Annotated in this window: 18 protein-coding genes; 12 read left to right on the top strand and 6 right to left on the bottom strand. The window is 35.4% G+C overall.

Annotated features, from left to right (window positions below; translation table 11 throughout):
* The first annotated feature begins 93 nt into the window (after positions 1-93).
* The 3 genes from AC5LWL_RS16475 to AC5LWL_RS16465 all read left to right on the top strand — a co-directional run bounded on the left by AC5LWL_RS16475 (position 94) and on the right by AC5LWL_RS16465 (position 2,426).
* Positions 94-432, top strand: a complete 339-nt coding sequence (locus AC5LWL_RS16475) for a PadR family transcriptional regulator (protein ID WP_493435327.1) — start codon at positions 94-96, stop codon at positions 430-432.
* Positions 429-1,436 (top strand): HAAS signaling domain-containing protein, encoded by a 1,008-nt coding sequence (locus AC5LWL_RS16470; protein ID WP_493435326.1) that lies wholly within the window; start codon positions 429-431, stop codon positions 1,434-1,436. The genes AC5LWL_RS16475 and AC5LWL_RS16470 overlap by 4 nt, the downstream gene beginning before the upstream one ends.
* Positions 1,437-1,625: 189 nt before the next feature.
* Complete coding sequence (locus tag AC5LWL_RS16465) at positions 1,626-2,426, top strand: SDR family NAD(P)-dependent oxidoreductase (protein ID WP_493435325.1); 801 nt, start codon at positions 1,626-1,628, stop codon at positions 2,424-2,426.
* Positions 2,427-2,695: 269 nt separating this feature from the next.
* On the opposite strand, the gene AC5LWL_RS16460 is transcribed toward AC5LWL_RS16465, so the two are convergent.
* Genes AC5LWL_RS16460 through AC5LWL_RS16450 form a run of 3 tightly spaced genes read right to left on the bottom strand, consistent with a single transcriptional unit; the run spans position 2,696 to position 4,645 of the window.
* Positions 2,696-3,400, bottom strand: a complete 705-nt coding sequence (locus AC5LWL_RS16460) for a hypothetical protein (RefSeq protein WP_493435324.1) — start codon at positions 3,398-3,400, stop codon at positions 2,696-2,698.
* A complete protein-coding gene (locus AC5LWL_RS16455) occupies positions 3,384-4,274 on the bottom strand; it encodes an ABC transporter ATP-binding protein (RefSeq protein ID WP_493435323.1) in 891 nt (296 codons plus the stop codon). Before AC5LWL_RS16455 ends, AC5LWL_RS16460 begins: the two co-directional genes overlap by 17 nt.
* Positions 4,271-4,645, bottom strand: a complete 375-nt coding sequence (locus AC5LWL_RS16450) for a GntR family transcriptional regulator (RefSeq protein ID WP_493436632.1) — start codon at positions 4,643-4,645, stop codon at positions 4,271-4,273. The genes AC5LWL_RS16455 and AC5LWL_RS16450 overlap by 4 nt, the downstream gene beginning before the upstream one ends.
* A gap of 458 nt (positions 4,646-5,103) precedes the next feature.
* Here AC5LWL_RS16450 and AC5LWL_RS16445 point away from each other — a divergent pair, with 458 nt between their 5' ends.
* From AC5LWL_RS16445 to AC5LWL_RS16425, 5 genes are all read left to right on the top strand, one after another.
* Complete coding sequence (locus AC5LWL_RS16445) at positions 5,104-6,597, top strand: aldehyde dehydrogenase family protein (protein ID WP_493436631.1); 1,494 nt, start codon at positions 5,104-5,106, stop codon at positions 6,595-6,597.
* Between the two features lie 302 nt (positions 6,598-6,899).
* Complete coding sequence (locus AC5LWL_RS16440) at positions 6,900-7,673, top strand: metal ABC transporter ATP-binding protein (protein ID WP_493435322.1); 774 nt, start codon at positions 6,900-6,902, stop codon at positions 7,671-7,673.
* Between the two features lie 15 nt (positions 7,674-7,688).
* Positions 7,689-8,552: an iron chelate uptake ABC transporter family permease subunit gene (locus AC5LWL_RS16435; RefSeq protein ID WP_493435321.1), complete on the top strand. Its 864-nt coding sequence runs from the start codon at positions 7,689-7,691 to the stop codon at positions 8,550-8,552.
* Positions 8,553-8,579: 27 nt separating this feature from the next.
* The gene (locus AC5LWL_RS16430) at positions 8,580-9,524 is read left to right on the top strand and encodes a metal ABC transporter substrate-binding protein (protein ID WP_493435320.1); all 945 of its coding nucleotides are present in this window, start codon (positions 8,580-8,582) and stop codon (positions 9,522-9,524) included.
* Between the two features lie 442 nt (positions 9,525-9,966).
* The gene (locus AC5LWL_RS16425) at positions 9,967-10,134 is read left to right on the top strand and encodes a DUF4025 domain-containing protein (protein WP_493435319.1); all 168 of its coding nucleotides are present in this window, start codon (positions 9,967-9,969) and stop codon (positions 10,132-10,134) included.
* An 877-nt stretch (positions 10,135-11,011) separates the two neighbouring features.
* Here the strand turns inward: AC5LWL_RS16425 and AC5LWL_RS16420 are convergent.
* Positions 11,012-12,211 carry an MFS transporter gene (locus AC5LWL_RS16420; protein WP_493435318.1) on the bottom strand — a complete coding sequence of 400 codons (1,200 nt, stop codon included), beginning with the start codon at positions 12,209-12,211 and terminating at the stop codon, positions 11,012-11,014.
* Positions 12,212-12,363: 152 nt separating this feature from the next.
* Here AC5LWL_RS16420 and AC5LWL_RS16415 point away from each other — a divergent pair, with 152 nt between their 5' ends.
* Both AC5LWL_RS16415 and AC5LWL_RS16410 read left to right on the top strand, forming a co-directional pair.
* Entirely contained in the window at positions 12,364-12,993 is a 630-nt protein-coding gene (locus AC5LWL_RS16415; protein WP_493436630.1) for an HAD-IA family hydrolase, read from the top strand.
* Between the two features lie 593 nt (positions 12,994-13,586).
* On the top strand, positions 13,587-14,489 hold the full coding sequence (locus AC5LWL_RS16410) for a CPBP family intramembrane glutamic endopeptidase (RefSeq protein ID WP_493435317.1): 903 nt from the start codon (positions 13,587-13,589) through the stop codon (positions 14,487-14,489).
* A gap of 59 nt (positions 14,490-14,548) precedes the next feature.
* Here AC5LWL_RS16410 and AC5LWL_RS16405 read toward each other — a convergent pair whose 3' ends face one another.
* On the bottom strand, positions 14,549-14,980 hold the full coding sequence (locus AC5LWL_RS16405) for a DUF1284 domain-containing protein (RefSeq protein ID WP_493435316.1): 432 nt from the start codon (positions 14,978-14,980) through the stop codon (positions 14,549-14,551).
* A 19-nt stretch (positions 14,981-14,999) separates the two neighbouring features.
* Complete coding sequence (locus AC5LWL_RS16400) at positions 15,000-15,542, bottom strand: biotin transporter BioY (RefSeq protein WP_493435315.1); 543 nt, start codon at positions 15,540-15,542, stop codon at positions 15,000-15,002.
* A gap of 183 nt (positions 15,543-15,725) precedes the next feature.
* Here AC5LWL_RS16400 and AC5LWL_RS16395 point away from each other — a divergent pair, with 183 nt between their 5' ends.
* Together AC5LWL_RS16395 and AC5LWL_RS16390 are read left to right on the top strand one after the other, a co-directional pair.
* Positions 15,726-16,676: a TRM11 family SAM-dependent methyltransferase gene (locus AC5LWL_RS16395; protein WP_493435314.1), complete on the top strand. Its 951-nt coding sequence runs from the start codon at positions 15,726-15,728 to the stop codon at positions 16,674-16,676.
* 59 nt (positions 16,677-16,735) lie between these two features.
* The gene (locus tag AC5LWL_RS16390) at positions 16,736-19,930 is read left to right on the top strand and encodes an SNF2 helicase associated domain-containing protein (protein ID WP_493435313.1); all 3,195 of its coding nucleotides are present in this window, start codon (positions 16,736-16,738) and stop codon (positions 19,928-19,930) included.
* Positions 19,931-20,094: the final 164 nt, after the last annotated feature.

Raw genomic sequence — 20,094 nt, 5'->3', positions numbered from 1 at the left:
TTAAATTGTTTATTGCTGTGCAAACAATAATAGTGTATGATGCATAGTATAAATAATTAGTGTATGACATACAGTATTGGAAAGAGGCGAATAATGAGCAGCTTACTACAATCTTTAACGACAGAATTAAGGAGAGGTACATTAACATTGGCCGTATTAAGTCAGCTGAAAACACCACAATACGGCTACTCTCTTGTGCAGTTATTAGAAAAAAGTGGGATAACGATTGAGCAAAGTACATTGTATCCATTGCTTCGTCGTTTGGAGAAACAAGAGCTGGTAACAAGTAGTTGGGATACGTCAGAAAGCAGACCACGAAGGTATTATGTGCTGAGTAGATATGGAGAAGAGATATTGGAGCAATTAACAAAAGAATGGAAAAAGATGTCGAAAGAGTTATTTCTTTTATTAAAGGGGGAGGAATTAGGATGAGTTTAATAGCGTTGTATATTCATGAAGTAATACGAAGGCTTCCAGAAAAACAGCGGGAGGATATAGCCCTTGAACTTCATTCAACAATTCAGGATATGCTGCCAGATGAATATTCAGAAGAAGAAGTGAAAGCTGTTCTGTCTCAATTAGGAAATCCAGCTGTGCTAGCAAGTGGATATCAAGATCGACCGATGTATTTAATTGGGCCACGTTATTTTGACATATATATTAATCTAATAAAAATGATTTTACCAATCGCAGTAGCCATTTCGTTCATTTCGATGCTTGCTGATAATTTGATCTCTTACAACGCGGAGAAAGGGTTGGTAAATGCTATTCTGCTAGTTGTTTTACACGGTATTGGAACAATATTTAGTACAGGAATTCAAGTGTTTTTCTGGATAACTGTTGTATTTGCGATTTTAGAACGAACGGATCATGCGAAAAGTGAACAGCCATTAACCGCAAGTTTTAAAGAATGGTCACCTGATGATTTAAAGAAACTTTCTGATTTTCCTAAAGGGAAAAAGATTTCAAAAATCGAAGTATTTGGCGGATTATTATGGACGGCTATTTGGGCAACCGTATATTATAATGCAGGGAACCTATTAGGTGTTTATGAAAAGAAAAGTGGAGTGCTGGAATTTGTAATGCCTGTTTTTAATCTAGAGGTTTTGCATGCTTATTGGATGATAATTGGAATGGTGATAGTGTTAGAGATTGCGATTGCTTTTTACAAAATGATTACAGGAAAATGGACGAAAAAATTAGCTCTTTTTCACGCATTTTATCAATTAATTTCAGTAAGTATTTTTATTATGATGATTAGTAATATAAAATTATTTAATCCAGCGTTTATTACGTATATGGATGCTATATTTACGTTTCATGATGATTGGCTGAAACTATCATTAGCAGTGACTGGAATTATCGTTGTTTTTATTGCTCTATTTGATTGTTATCAAGGCTTTCGGAAAGCGAAGATTAAGTATTTTACTAAATAGAGTCAAAGGAACATTTTTCTTCATGCATGAAGGTACTTGTTTTCTATTGCTATGGCTGGAATAAAAATATCTCCAATTCAGAATTTCTATTATTATTTTCTCTGTTTCTTGATGAGGTAAAGAAGAATCGATATAATAAAGAAGAATAAAATCGGAATTTTCGAATAAATAAAATTGGAGTTGAATGGATTGGGGATTTTTTCTAACGAGGCATTAAAGGGAAAACATATTTTAATTACTGGTGCAACCGGTGGGATAGGACAGGAAACGGCTAAAGTGATTGCAGCGATGGGGGCTTCGGTTTCTATTACTGGTCGCAAAGTGGATGTCTTAGAAAATTTACGCAAAGAACTTTTAAACTTTACGGAGGAAGAGAACATCTTCGCAAAAGCGGCTGATTTAAGTGATGAGTCTGATAGAATGGATCTTGTACAAAGCTGTGAAGAAAAGCTCGGCTTTATTTATGGTCTTGTCAATACGGCAGCAATTATGGGAGGAACGGTCGTAGATCAATTAGAAGAAACGGATGTTAGAAACATGATGGATATTAATTATATATCTACGTTTAATCTTACTAAGCTTGTCTATCAAAAAATGAGAGAAAATCATGCTGGTGCTATTGTTAATGTATCTTCCCTTTCCGGATTAAGAGGAACATATGCAAATGCTGCTTATTCTGCCAGCAAATTTGCTTTAATTGGATTCACCCAATCCCTTGCGCTTGAGGCGATTCAAGAGAATATACGTGTTAATGCCGTTTGTCCAGGCTTTGTTGACACAGAGATGGCGAATGAATATATAGAAATAAATGCGAAGGCAAATAATGTATCCTTTGAAGAACAGAAAGTAAAAAGTGCAAAAAGCATTCCCTCAGGCAGATTTACTAGTCCAATAGAAGTTGCAAATACGATTGCTTTTCTATTAACAGATGCAGCTAATAATATTGTCGGCGAATCTGTGAAAATTTCTGGTGGAGCGGTTATGCGTTAGTAGAACATGGGGATATTTTTAAATTTTACCGAAAGAATAGGAGGGGAATCTTTCTTAGCAGCTTACATACATCACGTAGCCTCCTGTTGAAAAAGCAGAAGTGGATTCGGCTGGTTCTGAGAAGCGCGTTGATCTTCTGGAAACCGAATCCCCTGTTTTATGAAGTTTCCCTTGATAATATTGGTTAAAGTATAAGAGATATTAAAAAATAATAAGATGAATGTCAACACTCTTCTTACTTAATAAGATCATTCCGATTACCAACATGGTTATTTCAACTTAATGCGCACTCTTTTTGTTGTAGAACGAATAATCCATAATGCTATACTAAGCAGAACAAAGGTGCCAATTACGGATAGAGAAAATGAAAATTCCCATTGGCTATGAATAGTTATTAGTTTCTTTAATGGATTTTTTAATTCAAATTGCCAAAAAATGTCAGAAATAACCACTAAAATTATTGCTTGGATAATATAGAGAATTCCAGCTGCACCAAAGCGGTAGAACCCAGCTCCAATCAACCACCCTGCTACATAATAAACAAGGATATTTAAACTATAAACAGCGATTATTAATACCCATGATGCTTCCGGTCCCAAAAAAGAGCCAGTTTCTATTGCAGGTACAAAAAAATTCTCCACTAAGGCGACGATACCTGCAATGATCATAATCATTAAGGAAACAATAATCGCTGAAATTGATCCGCCAAAGAAGTAGTCTTTTCTTGAGACTCCTTGTTTGACATAAAAAGTGAGAAATCCAGAAACTGAAATGATTCCAATCACAAGCATATATATTTTTGCGGGCTGATAGGAGAATGTAAGAAAGCTTTTGTGAGTGATAGTTGTATCTCCACCAATCATTCGTAAGGCAATATATAGAACAAAAACTATAGAGAGAAACCATGCTGACCATGTTAATTGCAGCCATGACATATCAGTGGCAATCTTTGAAATATTATTTTTTGTTTTCATTTTCAATCTCCTCGCTCGTAAGATAAATAAATAAGTCTTGCAGGGAAACAGGACCTATCTCCAACTCATTTTGTTCGGCTATTCTACGATCTTCCTCCGTGATTTCACCATACACCATAACTGATTTTGTTCCTCCAAGCTGCTGGGTATTTAGCTGGTTTCTATTCTTTACAAATTCCTCTACTGCGTTAGTACCGCCAGTAATAGAAGAACCCCTCTCAAGCAGTTGGTCAATCGGTGCTTTCATCAGGATTTTACCTTTGTGAAGAATGATGACCTCTTCAAATAAATAATCCATCTCTGATACTAAATGGGTTGAAAGGATAATGGTTCTAGCATGCTGAGAATGATCCTCCATTATTTCTTTGTAAAATTTCTCTCGTGTAGGTGCGTCCATTCCATTATAAGCTTCATCAAAAATGGTTATGAGAGAACGGCTTGCAAGACCAATGGTCACATTTAAGGCTGACTGCATTCCTTTTGAAAGCTGTTTAACTTGTTTATCTAATGGAAGGTTAAACAGCTTCACTAGTTTATCAGCGTATACCCGATCAAAGTTTGGTCGATAGCGCTCTGCTGCTTCAAGCATGCCTTTCACTTTTTCTGTTTCATCGCTATAATCCGTTTCGTAAACAAAGGCAACATGCTGCATTATGTTCGCGTTCTCAAAAGGTTCTATTCCACCGATTGTAATACTGCCTTCTGTTGGTTCAATAAAGGAAGCTAATAAAGAAAGAAGAGTAGATTTTCCTGCTCCGTTTCGTCCAATTAGACCATAAATTCTACCGCTTTCTAGCTGAAAACTGATATCTTTTAAGACGTTAAATGTACCAAAATTTACAGATAATTGATTAATAGCTATATCGAAATTCATATTTGATCTCCTTTAAATTTTTTTATCATATTCGTTATCTCCCTGTTGGAAATCCTTAATTTTTCTGCTTCTTGTAACATGGGCAACACATACTGGTCAACAAATAATTCTTTTCTCTGCTCTAATAGTTTCTCTTTTGCTCCTTCCGAGACAAACATGCCTACACCCCTTTTCTTGTAAATGATCCCGGCCTCGACGAGTAAATTAATCCCTTTTGCGATCGTTAAATGATTAATTTTATAAAATTGAACAAGCTGTGTTGTGGAAGGAATTTGCTCATGTTCCTTTAGCTGTTCATTGACTATTTGATCTTCTATACGATCTTTTATTTGTAAAAAAATAGGTTTGTTAGCATCGAATGATGGACTCAGTTGAAATCACCACCTTTTTAAGTTTGTTGTATAGTTATATAGTTGTGTATATAACTATAGTTGGTGAACCTGAATATGTCAATACATCATTAAATAATAGGCAATCAAGATTTTTGACATACACTGAAATGGAAAGTAAAATGATGGTATCTAATGTAGAAATACTTGTTTTGCTCTTTGATGAAGGGAAATATCACTTCTCCAGCAGACTTCTGTGATCCCTAGAATGGATGTTGCATAATCAAAAAAGACCAATATTCATAGGTTATTTACTGAAAAAATGATTGCGTTTTCAATTGGTTAAGAAGATAAGAGAATGATATATTTAATCATAAAAGAGCGGAATAAGTTAGGTTACATTAAGATGCTTTCAGGGTAAGAAAGGAAAGATAAAAGCAGATTTTACAGATCAGATGGCACCATACTTTTATACTATTATAAAAAGGGAGTTTTTGATGATGGCTACTGCTTTAGATGCTTTAAATGTTTTGGATAAAGAGTATAAATTATATATTAATGGTAAATGGGGAACAGGAACAGAAGGAAAATTAATGAGCAGCTATAATCCAAGTAATGGTGAGAAGCTTGCAGACTTTGTTGATGCATCCTATGCAGATGTCGATGCAGCAGTAGATGCTGCTGCAGAAGCATTTAAAACCTGGAAAAAAGTTAGTTTACTAGAAAAAAGCAATATGCTTTTGAAAATTGCTGATTTAATAGATAAAAATGCCGAACGTCTAGCTTTAGTGGAAACATTAGATAATGGGAAGCCATTAAGAGAAACAAAAGCTATTGATGTTCCATTGAGTGCGGATCATTTCCGTTATTTTGCTGGTGTTATTCGCTCAGAAGAAGGCACAGCACAAACCTTCGATCAAGACACATTATCCATTGCGATTAAGGAACCAATTGGAGTAGTTGGTCAAATTATTCCATGGAACTTTCCATTATTGATGGCAGCTTGGAAAATTGCACCTGCAATAGCAGCAGGAAATACAGTTGTTATTCATCCTTCCTCCTCTACTTCTTTAAGTTTATTAGAATTAGCAAAATTATTAGATCAAGTGTTGCCTGCTGGTGTTGTCAATATTATTACTGGTCGTGGTTCTTATTCTGGTGATTACATGTTAAAACATGACGGATTTGCTAAATTGGCATTTACCGGATCAACAGATATTGGATATGAAGTAGCAGAGGCAGCTGCAAAAAAATTAATTCCAGCCACATTAGAATTAGGCGGAAAATCTGCAAATATCATTTTTGATGATGCACCAATTGAACGTGCATTGGAAGGCATTCAATTGGGAATTCTTTTTAACCAAGGGCAAGTTTGCTGTGCAGGTTCCCGTATCTTCATTCAAGAAGGGATTTATGACGAGTTGCTTGCTAAAATGAAACAAGCATTTGAAAATGTAAAAGTTGGTTTCCCATGGGAAGAAGATGTGAAAATGGGAGCGCAAGTAAATGAACGTCAATTAGAGCAGATACTAGCACATGTTAAAATCGGGGAAAAAGAAGGTGCAAGACTTGTAACAGGCGGCTGCAGATTAACAGGTGATGGCTTAGAAAAAGGGGCGTTTATGGCTCCAACCATTTTAGCAGATGCTTCCAATGATATGCGGATTGCCCAAGAAGAAATATTTGGCCCAGTAGCAACGGTTATTAAATTTAAAACAGAAGAGGAAGTCATTGAGCTTGCCAACCAATCGGAGTTTGGATTAGGCGGGGCGGTATTTTCTCGGAATATTAATACAGCTTTACGAGTTGCCCGCGGTATCGAAACAGGTCGGGTTTGGGTGAATACGTATAATCAATTGCCAGCAGGTGCACCATTTGGCGGATACAAAAAATCTGGTATTGGCCGTGAAACATATAAAAGTATAATAGATAGCTATACACAAACAAAAAATATTTATATTGTTACAAAAGAAGAAACAGATGGAATGTATTAAAAGATTTGTAACGATGGAGATTTTTCTTTCTCGAAAATATAAATAGACGTAAAAAAGCTGGAATCAATTGATTCCAGCTTTTTTATATGGGCAAGGTGGTGAAGCGAGCTTTCATAAAAGTTTCTTATTAAAAATGATCTAGATTAATAGGAAAGGAGAAAATTGTCGCATTTTCATTTTTTTTAATATACAAAAAATCTGTACATTAGAATTATTATCTGTTAGAATTTTATTGAAAGTTGCATTAGGTAAAAATATTTTCGTGTATGTAAATAATTTGTCCTAATGCAAGGGAGGGTGTTATGAAAGTTATTTCAGTGAAAGATTTATCCGTTTCCTACAATGGAAATCCAGCTTTATATCAAGTCAATGTTGATTTGGAAATTGGCAAATTAATTGGTGTTATTGGTCCAAATGGTGCAGGAAAATCAACTTTTATAAAAGCATTACTCGAATTAACACCGAAAGATGGAGGGAAAGTGGAGATTTTCCAAGAGCCAGTAAAGAAAAATAAAAAAAGAATTGCTTATGTACCACAAAGAAGTAATATTGATTGGACATTTCCAATTACTGTATTAGATACTGTGGTATTAGGAACGTACCCAACACTTGGTCTTTTTCGCCGTCCTGGCAAGAGAGAAAAAGAATGGGCATTTGAATGTTTAAAACGAGTAGGCATGGAAGGGTTCGCTAAAAGACAAATAGGAGAATTATCTGGCGGACAACAGCAACGTGTATTTATGGCGAGAGCACTTGCTCAAAAACCTGAACTTTTTCTGTTGGATGAACCGTTTGTCGGCATTGACATGGCAAGTGAAGAAGTAATTGTCAACATTTTAAAGGAATTAAAAGCAGATGGAAAAACGGTAGTTGTTGTTCATCATGATTTAAGTAAAGTAGAAAAATATTTTGATGATCTTATCCTGTTAAATAAAACAATTATTAAAGAAGGATCAGTTAGTGAAGTATTTACAAGACAACATATTATTCGCGCATATGAAGCGGATTTTCACTTTCACTCCTTTTGGCAAGATGAAACAGTGCAGCATTCTAATACTAATGCAGAGCAAGTATAGAAAGGAGGAACAAAAATGGAATTTTTTCATGCGTTAATGGATTATGCATTTTTACAAAAAGCATTATTAACTTCTGTAATGGTTGGCATTATTTGTGGGGTGATTGGCAGTTTTATTATTTTAAGAGGAATGTCTTTGATGGGAGATGCAATCTCTCACGCTGTTTTACCAGGTGTTGCGATTTCTTATATCTTTGGCATAAATTTCTTTTTTGGGGCAGTAATCAGTGGAATAATAGCCGCCCTTGGCATTGGATATGTAAGCCAAAATAGTCGAATTAAAAATGATGCCGCTATTGGAATTATGTTTAGTACATTTTTTGCATTAGGAATTATCTTAATTACGATGGTGAAAAGTTCAAGTGATCTTTATCATATTTTATTTGGAAATGTGCTAGCCGTTCGATCTTCTGATATGTGGATTACGTTTTTCATCGGATTATTTATTCTAGTTGTTGTATTTGTATTTTTTAAAGAATTATTAGTAAGCTCTTTTGATCCTACTATGTCAGCAGCATATGGTTTGCCTAATAAAGCCATTCATTATTTACTAATGACATTGTTAACGCTAGTAACAGTGGCATCCTTACAAACTGTTGGAATTGTTCTTGTTGTTGCCATGTTAATTACACCAGCATCCACAGCGTATTTATTGACGAATAGACTTTCTGTAATGATAGGGCTTGCTGTGATTTTTGGAACGTTAGCTTCCATTATTGGACTTTATTATAGTTATATCTACAATTTAGCATCAGGAGCATCCATTGTTGTTGTTGCAACGATATTCTTTTTACTTGCGTTTATCTTTTCACCAAAGCAAGGAATTCTATGGAATAAAATGAGATCACGTAAACAACGTGTCCGATCACGTGAAATATAAACATTATATAAAAGGGGGATTCTTTTTATGAAGAAAATAGTTTTAACTGTTTTGATGTCCATATTATTAATCGTTGGAGTAGCTGCCTGTGGTAAATCGAGTAATTCAACAAGCAAGGAAGAATCAAATGGTAAAGTGAAAATAGTAGCTACTTATTCCATTCTTGCTGATATTATTAACAATGTAGGTGGAGATCATGTATCTGTTCACTCTATTGTACCAGTAGGGAAGGATCCGCACGAATATGATCCATTGCCAGCAGATATTCGTGCAAGTACAGATGCAGATATGATTTTTTATAATGGCTTGAATTTAGAGACAGCAAATGGCTGGTTTAATAAAATGTTGGAAACAGCAGGTAAAAAAGGTAAAGAAGATGAACAAGTTTTTCGTATTAGTAAAGGCGTTACACCAAAATATTTAACGTCAAAAGGCAAAGAATCAGAACAGGACCCACATGCATGGCTTGATTTAAATAATGGAATTAAATATGCAGAAAATGTACGTGATGCTTTAATTAAAAAAGATCCGAAGAATAAAGAAGATTATGAAAACAATGCAACAGCTTATATAAAACAATTAAGCGATTTACACAATGAAGCAAAAGCAAAATTTGCTGATATTCCAAAAGAACGCCGTGTATTGGTAACGAGTGAAGGGGCATTTAAATATTTCTCTGCTGCATATGGATTACAAGCAGAATATATTTGGGAAATCAATACAGAAAGTCAAGGAACAAGTGCACAAGTAAAACGAATCGTTGATATTATTAGAGAAGGTCATGTCCCAGCATTATTTGTTGAATCAAGCGTGGATCCAAGAAGCATGGAAATGGTTTCTCAAGATTCAGGTGTGGACATAAAAGGGAAAGTATTTACGGATTCAATCGGAAAACCTGGCTCTGATGGAGATAGTTATCTTAAAATGGTAAAATGGAATCTGGATACGATTCATAAAGAATTAGCAGAATAGTAATGTAAAAGAAATGTGATAAACTGCATCTCCATTGTTAGCTTTAAACAAACAATGGAGATGCAGTTTTTTTGGTTAAATCTCTAAATTTTTGATTGAAGGAATAAATTAAAAAAGGATGGAGAGGTTAGTGTTAGTAGATATATTTTTATGTTTATTTCCAAGAAGAATGGTGGTATTTATACTAGTAAAGGCTGTTTAAAAAGTCCGGTAAAAATGACGCCTTGAATTTCGTTGTTGGCTCATCTTTCGCTTCTCACGTACCTAGAAGGTCTCCAACTAAAAACGTTCCAACGTTGAAGTCACCACATCCTGTGGAAGGCCGATGCTCAGAAGCAACTTTTACCCTTCTTTTTGAACATGCACTAGTAAGGAATCAAATGATAGGAATACACTTTGCTATTCTATACTATCCAAAACTAAAAATAGAGGTGGTTTTTTCATGACGAAAGATACAACTAATACTCCTGCTGGTAAAACATTTCGTGCTGATGATAAGAAAAAAGAGAATAAAGATGAAGTTTCAAAAGGACTTGAAAAAACACATAAACAAGCAGCCGATAGTTTAACAGAAGGTACGATTGATAAGGAAAAAGAAAAAGAAGAGTAGCCTTCGTTTTATCTAGTAAAGAAAGTAGTGAGGAACTTTTCTACTTAGGAAAAGAAATAAACGATGTTCCATAAAAGAGGCTGAGACATAACTATATAGATAATAGGTAAAGACGAACATGCTCTAATTTAGCACGTAAATGGTTATTTCCCTATACTGATTATTTATGTTTTTTATTGTGGGGGTTGCTTTCCACTATGGGTTGCTTCGCTTTCCGCGGGGTGGGAGCTCTGAGCCTCCTCGGCGTTGCCTTGCAGGGTCTTTAGCCTTCCCACATTTCCCGCAGGAGTCTTCGCACCCTCCGTTACAAGCAACCTGTTTTAGAATAAGTTTTTGTCTTCGAATTTCATGACAAGGTATTATTGCTAAACGCTAGTAGCGTTGATTTTTTAAAGAAAATAAGAAAGGATAAAATTTTTGAACTTAGATGAGTGTCTACAGGATGTACAAGTGCCGGCAAAGACATAAGGCCGTGGCGTATTTAGCCGGTCAGCGCCTATCCCCGGTGAGTATTGCCCCATGCCTCAAAAATAAAAAGCACTTTTTAGGTCATATGAATATTTTTCTCGGGTCTGAGCAAGGCGTTTGTGCTTTTCTTATTCAACGTTGTTCTCCCACAATGTGCACTTTTAGTCTATTTCTATCAAATGGATGTTTTCACCAGTTCAACGACAGCAACTAATTGATCAAACGGCTTGATTGGAGTGTAAGGTGCGAGACTCCTGTGGGATTAGCGGGTTAGATGAAACCTAAGCAGGCGCTTGCTTGCGCCGAGGAGGCTCATCGCACGCCCCACGGAAAGCGAGCATCCTGAAACGAGAATCTTGCCCCTATTTATAAGGAATAATGTTTGCAAAAAAACATCCAAAAAGATTAATCAATCACCCTTTCTATAAATTCTCTTGAACCAAATGAAGTATAAGAAACCAATAAAGAAATATAAAGCCCCATTAATTAACCCCATTGTTCTAGGATGGAAGTATTCTAATAACAGACCTGTAAAAAACATGGAAACCCCAAAAACCGTATTAGCGATTGTGGTGGAAATTCCAAAAAAACGTCCTTGATAAGTTAATGGAATGGATTTCATTATAACTGTATCGAGCAATGTATTGGAAATACCTCCAAATATTGTTAATATGCCAAACAATAACACAACGAGTAGAAAGGATTTTGATTGACTCACTATTAATAGTAGGATTCCTTCTGCCATCAAGCAAATAATTCCAATAAGAAGATAGTTCCCATTAATTTTTTTTGTAATGAGGGGACTTAGAACAAATCCAACTCCAAGTACACTATATAATATTCCGACACCTAAATCAGCAGCGTGAAATGTTTCTACTGCATATACACTAATTAATACATTTTCCATACCGTTCGCTACAGGTACGATTAAGTCAAATGATACAAGCAGAAGGAGTAAAGAAGAGGAAAAAATCATTGCGAAAAGACCAGTATTTTTTGTCTTTTCTGTCTGGTTGTCCCTATTGTCGTCCAATGCTGCTTCTAATGTTGGAATCGTGTGGATTACTGCTGCTGCAAGAATAAAAGAAAAGATATTAACAAAGAAAGCTGCTTTCGCTCCAAATAAAAAGGAAACGAAGCCTCCCGTGAATGCCCCGATGATGAGAACGAATCCTAATAGAACCTGTTCCCAAGCATTGATTAATTTAATGTTAGCTTGCTCGACAATGGAAGGGATGCTTGAGCTTCTTGTTGGAGCATATAATGCTTCTCCACTCGCTAATAAAAAAGATCCAACATAAATAATCCACATATCATCTGTATTATTTATTCCTAAAAAGGAAAGTGCGATGCATGCACGTAAAAGATCGGTATAGATTAATAGTTTTTTTCTCGACAATTTAAGAGCTATTGAACTGCTAAGTGGGCCGAAAAATAAATATGGGAGCATTCGAACTGCAAGCGTAATGCCGACAGACAAGCCAGATCCTGTCAATTGTAAAATGATGGTCATTAGTGCCACTTGACTAAAACGATCACCAATCCCATTAATGATGCCAGCAATAAATAATTTTTGATACGATTTTTCACTTTTGAAAGTAGAAAACATATTAAACCTCACATTCGTTTCGATTATCATCTAATTATATAAATATCTAATTAGATGATAATCGAAATAGAAGATAATTAAAAGTGGTTTAAATGATTTATTTACAAAATGAGGTGAATCCTATAGTATTTTTAGAAGATGAAAAAGGAGAAATGAATGTGATAAAATATATAATTTTTGATTTTGATGGTACACTTGCTGATTCAAAGATGGCTTTTTTTCTTACTTGGAATCAACTAGCTGAGAAGTATAAATATAAAAAACTAAAAATCGCAGACTATGAGATGTTAAGAAATCTTTCGATGAAAGAACGTAGTAAATATGCTGATTTTCCTATGTATAAGTTGCCCCTCTTTATGTCTGATTTCTTAAAATTGTACAGAGAATCTATAACAGACATCCATTTATTTGCTGGAATAAAAGAATTGCTGACAGAACTGGAGGAGGCAGGTTATCAGATTGCCATCATTTCCTCAAATGCTGAAAAAAATATTCGTCAATTTCTGGCTAATAACAAAATGAATCACATAAATGATGTTTTATGCTCCAGCCGAATTTTCGGAAAGGATAAAATAATCAACAAGTTTTTAAAATCTCATAAACTTCAACCAGCTGAAGTAATTTATGTAGGAGATGAATGTCGAGATATAGTGGCATGCAAAAAGGCAGGCATAAAAGTAGTTTGGGTTGGGTGGGGCTATGACGCAGCAGAAATTGCTCAAGCAGAAAACCCCGATTATTCCGTTTATAAGCCTAGTGAAATCTTGCAGATTATAGAGTAAGCTAAGGGACGCAATAAAGCCTATTATTTATAAGCTTCACTGAATGCCAAGAATCTTACCTTATAAATAAAGATGTTCAGAACAGACCGCCACCCAGTATGTATAAGATGCAGATTAATTGAGAGGGCACATAGATAACCAAGCAAATAAAATCTTGCACTTATGGTACATGAAAAGAAGTATCTTTTTATTTTGTTTTATAGCCTAAGTTAGTTTGAAGCAAGGAGTAACCCTTTTTTTCGGGTAGACATCCATGCAACAAATTTTGCACCATGGCATAAGAAAAGAAGCTTCATTCCATTTTTTATGGTTTAAGTTTGAAGCAGGGAGCAGCAGGAATACACGAAGACTCCTATGGGAATTGCGGGACAGGCGAGACCCCGCAGGAGCAAAGCTCCGAGGAGGCTCGGCGCCCGCCCCATGGAAAGCGAAGTGTATTCCGGCTGCGGACCCATTTGAGAGCTCCACTTTTCAACATAGCCTTAAACATTAAAAATTTCCAGCATATTTGTATGAAAAACAGAGAAGGAATATAGGGGTGTAAAAGAATACCATTAAAGAAAAATAATTTTCAAAAATACGAAGGGAGATAGATGACCATCAAAAACTATCTGAATATCACAGAAGGAAAAAACAGTTGGAAACGTTATCTTTCCTCATGCTTACTGGCCATAGCATGCATGCTGATCGGTTCGCTAGTTTATGGACTAAGCATAGGGCTTATTATAGCATTTGACGGGAAAGAAAGTACCTATATAGACTTTATAACAGGGATGCCAGTTGGATTAAATCCTACTCTTAATTTATTATTTATGCATATTGTCAATATTTTTTGGATTATCGGAATATGGATAGGAGTACGCTTTATACATAAAAGAAGTTTACTATCTCTTATCACGGCCAATAAAAAGCTGAATTGGAGAAGGGTGCTGTGGGGATTTGCAGTATTTGGCGGACTGCTCGTACTTACGACTCTGATTGATGTTGTTTTTAATGCACCTGATTATAGTTGGAATAATGTGAATGGGAAAGAGTATTTATTCTTATTTTTGATTACTTTACTATTTGTGCCGATTCAAACAACATCAGAAGAATTATTTTTTAGAGGGATGCTTTTACAGTGGATAGGTAAAGCATTAAAACAGCCGATCATCCTTTCCCTTATAATTGGTCTTATTTTTGGTTGTATGCATTTTACTAATCCAGAAATGGACAAATCATTTGTATTAGTAGGTTTAGATTATATTGTAACTGGATTTGCCTTAACTTATATTTCGGTTAAAACAGGAAGCTTAGAAATTTCCATTGGTGCACATGCTGCCAATAATATGTTTTTGTTTTGGTTTTTAGCAACAGATGACTCTGTTGCAGGCAATATCCCCAGCCTATTTAAAACGGTAAATGAATCACCAGGACTTTCGCTTGTATGGTCCATTCTTATTTTTGCTGTTTTTTATTTATTAAGCAGAAAAAAAGTTAAAAAAGAGCAAATCTAGACGTCATAAAAAAGAAGAACAGCCATGTTGCTAATACAAACATGGTTGTTCTTCTATCCTTATGATGGTCTTCGTTTCTTTTGTAGTTTTCGAATGCCTTCTTTACAAACACCATAAGAAAGCCAAGAACATCCTTCGCACAAAAAATCTAAATCATCTGGATTAACCTTTTCAGTAACAAGAGAAACAAGCTCCTCTTTTTGATATGTCTGATCTTTTTCTATTTGTAGATGTGTCAACACTTTTTGATCTAAACCAAGTACAAATTCATTTGCTTTTGGTGCATTGCATATTCCTTCTCTACTATGTGGACAAAATAGACAAGTTTCATCTAATCCAGTGACCACTTTAATAGGAAAATCTAATTCATCGTTTTGGACATCTGTAACTACTTCTGTCATTTTTTGTACAAAGTCTGGACTATAGCCCATTCCTTGAAAGCCATGAACGCAGAGTAAATGATGGCCACGCAGTACCCTTTTGGCAAGCATCTCGTATTCTCGTTCTCTATTAAGCTGCTTTTGGCAAAAGCTTTGCTTGCACTAAGCGATTTCGTATAAGGATACCGATCCAGCTTGCTAAAAATGCTTTAATAAGTCCGACAACAATAAAAGGATAAGCTCCATATACTAATGCTAAATTCCAACTTAAATCAGCAACATACTTTAATTGAATCGTTCCCAAAATTAGTGTAATGATCATACCAATCGTATTACCAATAAAAGCCATTAGAATGGTATGTTTCGTTTTTTTCAGTATATATCCTGTAACAAATGCTGCCAAAATAAATCCAAAGATATATCCGCCTGTCTTTCCAATTAATACACTGAACCCAGCGCTTGCTCCAGCAAATACTGGCACTCCCACCGCTCCAAGACATGCGTAGCAAATCATAGAAATCGCGCCTAATCTGCTGCCAAGAATGGTTGCTGTTAATCCAACTGCTAATGTTTGACCGCTGATTGGTACGAGTGGCAATGGTATTTCCACTTGTGCTAAAATGCCAGTTACTGCGGCAAAGAATGCGCATAATATTAAATCTTTTAATTTCATTTTTATTCCCTCACTTTATAAATGTTAACTATTTTATATGAAAGGTTAACACAAAAACTTTTAAAAGTTAAGTGATTTTTTTAAGGAAAAAAGTGTAAAGTTAATAAAGCGTACATTTCCATGCTTTTCTATTATAATAAGAAAATAATCATAAACGTAAAAGCATAATAAGGCGGGGAAAAATTGATTGAGAAGGATAAAAAAACAGTAAAGTACTTGTATACATATGCCTGTCATGAGGATGAAGTTTCTTTATGCAGGTTAGAAATGCGCTCCTTGTTTGGTTTTGACAACAAAACGCTTATTTTAGAAAGTCCCTTGAAGATAAATCCAAGTCGAAGTCCATTTATAAAAGAAAGAATTGATAGTCTATATTGCTGTGGGAGTTTAAAAGAATTGGTTAATCTTATAAGCGATTTCAAAATAGTAGAGTCGACTTTTAAAGTTGTTTTTATAGAAAATCCTACTAATCGGGGAGAATTCCCATTTGATCAAAAAAGAAAAATTGCCAGGGAAATAGGCAGCCAAATACAAGGAACGGTGGACTTAATATGTCCTAAAGTTGTGTTTGCTCTCATGCCTATAAAGGATGGCTGGGTTTTTGGGGAATATCATAAAAGTGAATCCATTTGGCTGCAGCATCAATTAAAGCCAAATAATTATTCAACGGCTCTTAGCACCCGTGTGGCAAGGGCGGTTGTGAATATTGCTGTCCCGCATCCATTTGGAATGAAAGTGATTGATCCTTGCTGTGGAATTGGAACGGTGTTAGTTGAAGCGTTATCAATGGGAATCGACATTATCGGAAGTGACAGAAACCCACTTGTAACAGGCGGAGCTCGAGAAAATATTGCGCATTTTGGACTTGCTGGAGAAGTGAAATTAGCAGATATGCGGAATATAGAAAATCATTATGATATTGCCATAATCGATATGCCTTATAATCTTTGTTCTGTTTTGCCTGCTGATGTACAATTAGAAATGTTGCGATGCGCCCGTTTGTTTGCAGACAAGGCAGTCATTGTTACAGTGGAAGAGATTGACTCCTTCATACATGAAGCAGGATTCTCGATTAAAGACCGTGGCATTGCTAAAAAAGGAAGGTTTAAAAGACAAGTCCTTGTTTGTGAGTAAATTAGATAGCTGGTCTAACCATTAAGAAAAAGTATTTCTAAAAGGAAGGAGCACCACTTTTGAACATAAAGGTAAGTAAAAAAATGATTAAAGAATTATGTGGAACCGTCTCCTTCAAAAGAGGAGATTCTTTTTATCAAAATAATAAAGTTGAATTTAGTGAATATAAGGATAATTATTGTAAAGCAATAGTGAAAGGAGCAGAAGATTTTCAGGTCACGATAAAAACCGATAAGGGGGGAGGCATTCAAACAGCATGCACCTGCCCTAAGTTGGCTTCTTTTGACCGTGAATGTCAGCATATCGCGGCAGTCCTCTTTGCTATACTTGAGCATGAACGCAATGAAGCTATTCCAATCATAGAGAAGTCTTCACAGCATCATTTAAATGAAGATTTAATGCGGATTTTTGATGTGAAGCCAATACGCTCAAGTGGACACCAAAATCATTTTGAAAACAGAGATATACTGAAAGTGGAATTTCGTTGTAAACTGCTAGATATAAAAAGAGAACAAAAGCTATTTGGAATTGCGTTGAAAATTGGATCAATAAATGTTAACGATATTTTGACTTTTTTACGTCATATAAAAGAGGGGAAAGCTTATGAACTTTCCTCGATGTTTACATATAATCAAAATCTACATTGTTTTACAACAGAAGATGATGCGGTTATTAATGAGCTTGTTTATATGATAGAAGATGAAAAGCTGTTTATGGACAGAATGGAAGGCGGAAAATTGCGGAACAATGCTATTTTTCTTCTTCCGCCAGCTTCTTTTGACAGACTTGTTCCGTTCCTTGAAAAGGCGGAAAATGTGATAGTAGAGGATGGGAATGCTCGTTTTAACGGCATGCGTGTATCAGCTAACCTAACTCCATTGCAATTTGATTTTATGGAAATGGAAGGAAAAAAGTATGCGCTGAAAATTATGGGACTAAATAAACTCACGATTTTACCAGAGTACCAGTCCATTCTATCAGAAGGAATACTAACAAAGCTTGAAAGGCAAGACTTTCAAAGGCTTGTCTATTTAAAAGAACTGATCGACCAATCTGGAACAAATAGGATTCCCATTTCGAAAGACCAAGTGGATTTTTTTCTGGAGAAAGTTGCTCCAGGTTTAAAAAAATTAGGTGCAGTGATGGTTGCTGAGACAGTTAGTAAACAGTATAAAAAAGTCCCGTTGGTCGCTAAATTATATATAGACCGCTTAAAAAATCGTTTGCTTGCTGGCTTAGAGTTTCACTACGATCATATCGTAATTAATCCTTTAGAAACTAGGCAAGGAGAAGGTATAGTAGTACGAGATACGGAAAAGGAAGCAGAGATTCTTGAAATAATGGAGAACAGTTCTTTTGCAAAAACAGACAGTGGCTATATTTTGCAAAATGAAGAGTTAGAATATGCCTTTTTGTATCATATGATGCCCAAACTGCAAAAGCTTCTTCAAGTTTATGCTACTACGGCAGTCAGAAATAGAATTTTTCGCAAAAACACTTATCCAATGGTAAAAGTAAGGGTGAAAAAAGAAAGAACTAACTGGCTGGAGTTTAAATTTGAAATGAGTGGGATCCCGGAAAAAGAAATAAAGAATATTTTAGAAGCTTTAGAAGAAAAGCGAAAATATTACCGTCTCCAAAACGGATCGTTTCTTTCATTGGAGACGAGAGAAATGGAAGAAATACAGCGATTTTTACAATCACCGCAAGTCCAGCAAGGAGATATGGCAAGCGGTTTGGATTTGCCAATAAGTCAAAGTGTTTCACTTGTTGAGTTTTTGCAAGAACGCAATATACTGAATGGGGAAGACTCTTTTCATGCATTTTTAAGCAGTATACAACAGCCTGGCAGTTTGCAGTTTGAAGTGCCAAAAAGTGTAGAAGCGATTCTTAAAGAGTACCAAACAATTGGCTACTATTGGATGAAAACAATGGCTTATTATGGATTTGGAGGCATTCTTGCAGATGATATGGGATTAGGAAAGACATTGCAGAGTATTACCTTTATATTGTCAGAGTTAGCTATTATACGACAAAAAAAGCAACCTGTTTTAATCGTTTGTCCATCCTCTCTAACGTATAATTGGCTAAATGAAATGATGAAATTTGCTCCTGAAATCCAAGCAATTATTATGGATGGAACAAAACAAGAGCGGATAAGTTTGCAAAAGGAAATAACAGAAATGGATGTGGTGATTACATCGTATCCGTTGTTATTAAAAGACATCCAATGGTTTGAAAAACAAAGTTTTCATACTGTTTTTTTTGATGAAGCACAATATTTCAAAAATCCAACGACGCAAACAGCAAAAACGGTGAAGAAGATTCAAGCAAACCATCGTTTTGCATTAACAGGAACGCCAGTGGAAAATGCAGCAGAAGAGCTATGGTCCATTTTTTATGTTGTTTTTCCACAGTTATTTTCTGGCTTAAAAGAGTATAGCAATCTGACAAGAAAAAACATTGCTAAACGGATTAAACCTTTTTTGCTGCGCCGCTTAAAGGAGGATGTGCTTACGGAGCTTCCAGAAAAAATGGAATGGCATGAATCAGCTGAGTTGTTTCCTGAACAAAAAAAATTGTATGGTGCTTATTTAGCCAAACTGCGTCATGATACATTAAAGCATCTTGATAAGGATACATTCCGGAAAAATAAGATTAGAATCTTAGCAGGACTAACTCGATTAAGGCAAATATGCTGTCATCCACGATTGTTTGTGGATGGTTATAACGGAAGTTCTGCAAAATTTGAGCAGCTGCTAACAATGGTAGATGAAGCAAAACAATCTAAAAGAAGAGTATTGATTTTTTCGCAGTTTACAAAAATGCTTAATCTGATTGGAAATGAGCTGGCAGTAAAAGGAGTGTCTTTCTTATACTTGGATGGACAAACTCCCTCAGATGAACGGGTAGAACTGTGCCGTCGCTATAATGTTGGAGAATGTGATTTTTTTCTTATTTCCTTAAAAGCTGGAGGAACGGGTTTAAACTTAATGACTGCTGATACGGTTATTTTTTATGACACATGGTGGAATCCAGCAGTAGAGGAGCAAGCTGCGGATCGTGCTCATAGAATCGGGCAAAAAAATACAGTGCAAGTGATTAAATTATTCGCTCGTGGAACAATCGAAGAAAAAATAAATGAACTGCAAGACAAAAAAAGAGATTTAATCGAAGCCATTATCGATTCGGAAGAAAAGGCATTATCTGCTTTTACAGCAGAAGATTTAAAAGAAATATTGAGTGGGGACTGATTTTCATGTTGTCAACTTAAGTTTCCATAAATTATTTTTTATTACTTGGATTGTAGCATGGGTATTATTAATAAATGTTGAATAGAAAATATGTACAAAGGGGATGTTCTTAAGGCGATTTAATCGACTTATCGGACATCCTTTCTTTCGTTTATAGATTTCAA

Source organism: Niallia sp. WK069_GA_01 (genome assembly GCF_983173855.1).
The sequence above is the reverse complement of the archived record's forward strand: the minus strand, read 5'-3'. Positions and strand labels throughout refer to the sequence as shown.

What these genes read in the sequence shown, in the direction of transcription:
- AC5LWL_RS16475 (WP_493435327.1), top strand. Translation starts at nt 94, where the DNA reads ATGAGCAGCTTACTACAATCTTTAACGACAGAATTAAGGAGAGGTACA.
- AC5LWL_RS16470 (WP_493435326.1), top strand. Translation starts at nt 429, where the DNA reads ATGAGTTTAATAGCGTTGTATATTCATGAAGTAATACGAAGGCTTCCA.
- AC5LWL_RS16460 (WP_493435324.1), bottom strand. Translation starts at nt 3,400, where the DNA reads ATGAAAACAAAAAATAATATTTCAAAGATTGCCACTGATATGTCATGG.
- AC5LWL_RS16455 (WP_493435323.1), bottom strand. Translation starts at nt 4,274, where the DNA reads ATGAATTTCGATATAGCTATTAATCAATTATCTGTAAATTTTGGTACA.
- AC5LWL_RS16445 (WP_493436631.1), top strand. Translation starts at nt 5,104, where the DNA reads ATGGCTACTGCTTTAGATGCTTTAAATGTTTTGGATAAAGAGTATAAA.
- AC5LWL_RS16440 (WP_493435322.1), top strand. Translation starts at nt 6,900, where the DNA reads ATGAAAGTTATTTCAGTGAAAGATTTATCCGTTTCCTACAATGGAAAT.
- AC5LWL_RS16435 (WP_493435321.1), top strand. Translation starts at nt 7,689, where the DNA reads ATGGAATTTTTTCATGCGTTAATGGATTATGCATTTTTACAAAAAGCA.
- AC5LWL_RS16430 (WP_493435320.1), top strand. Translation starts at nt 8,580, where the DNA reads ATGAAGAAAATAGTTTTAACTGTTTTGATGTCCATATTATTAATCGTT.
- AC5LWL_RS16425 (WP_493435319.1), top strand. Translation starts at nt 9,967, where the DNA reads ATGACGAAAGATACAACTAATACTCCTGCTGGTAAAACATTTCGTGCT.
- AC5LWL_RS16420 (WP_493435318.1), bottom strand. Translation starts at nt 12,211, where the DNA reads ATGTTTTCTACTTTCAAAAGTGAAAAATCGTATCAAAAATTATTTATT.
- AC5LWL_RS16415 (WP_493436630.1), top strand. Translation starts at nt 12,364, where the DNA reads ATGAATGTGATAAAATATATAATTTTTGATTTTGATGGTACACTTGCT.
- AC5LWL_RS16410 (WP_493435317.1), top strand. Translation starts at nt 13,587, where the DNA reads ATGACCATCAAAAACTATCTGAATATCACAGAAGGAAAAAACAGTTGG.
- AC5LWL_RS16405 (WP_493435316.1), bottom strand. Translation starts at nt 14,980, where the DNA reads ATGCTTGCCAAAAGGGTACTGCGTGGCCATCATTTACTCTGCGTTCAT.
- AC5LWL_RS16400 (WP_493435315.1), bottom strand. Translation starts at nt 15,542, where the DNA reads ATGAAATTAAAAGATTTAATATTATGCGCATTCTTTGCCGCAGTAACT.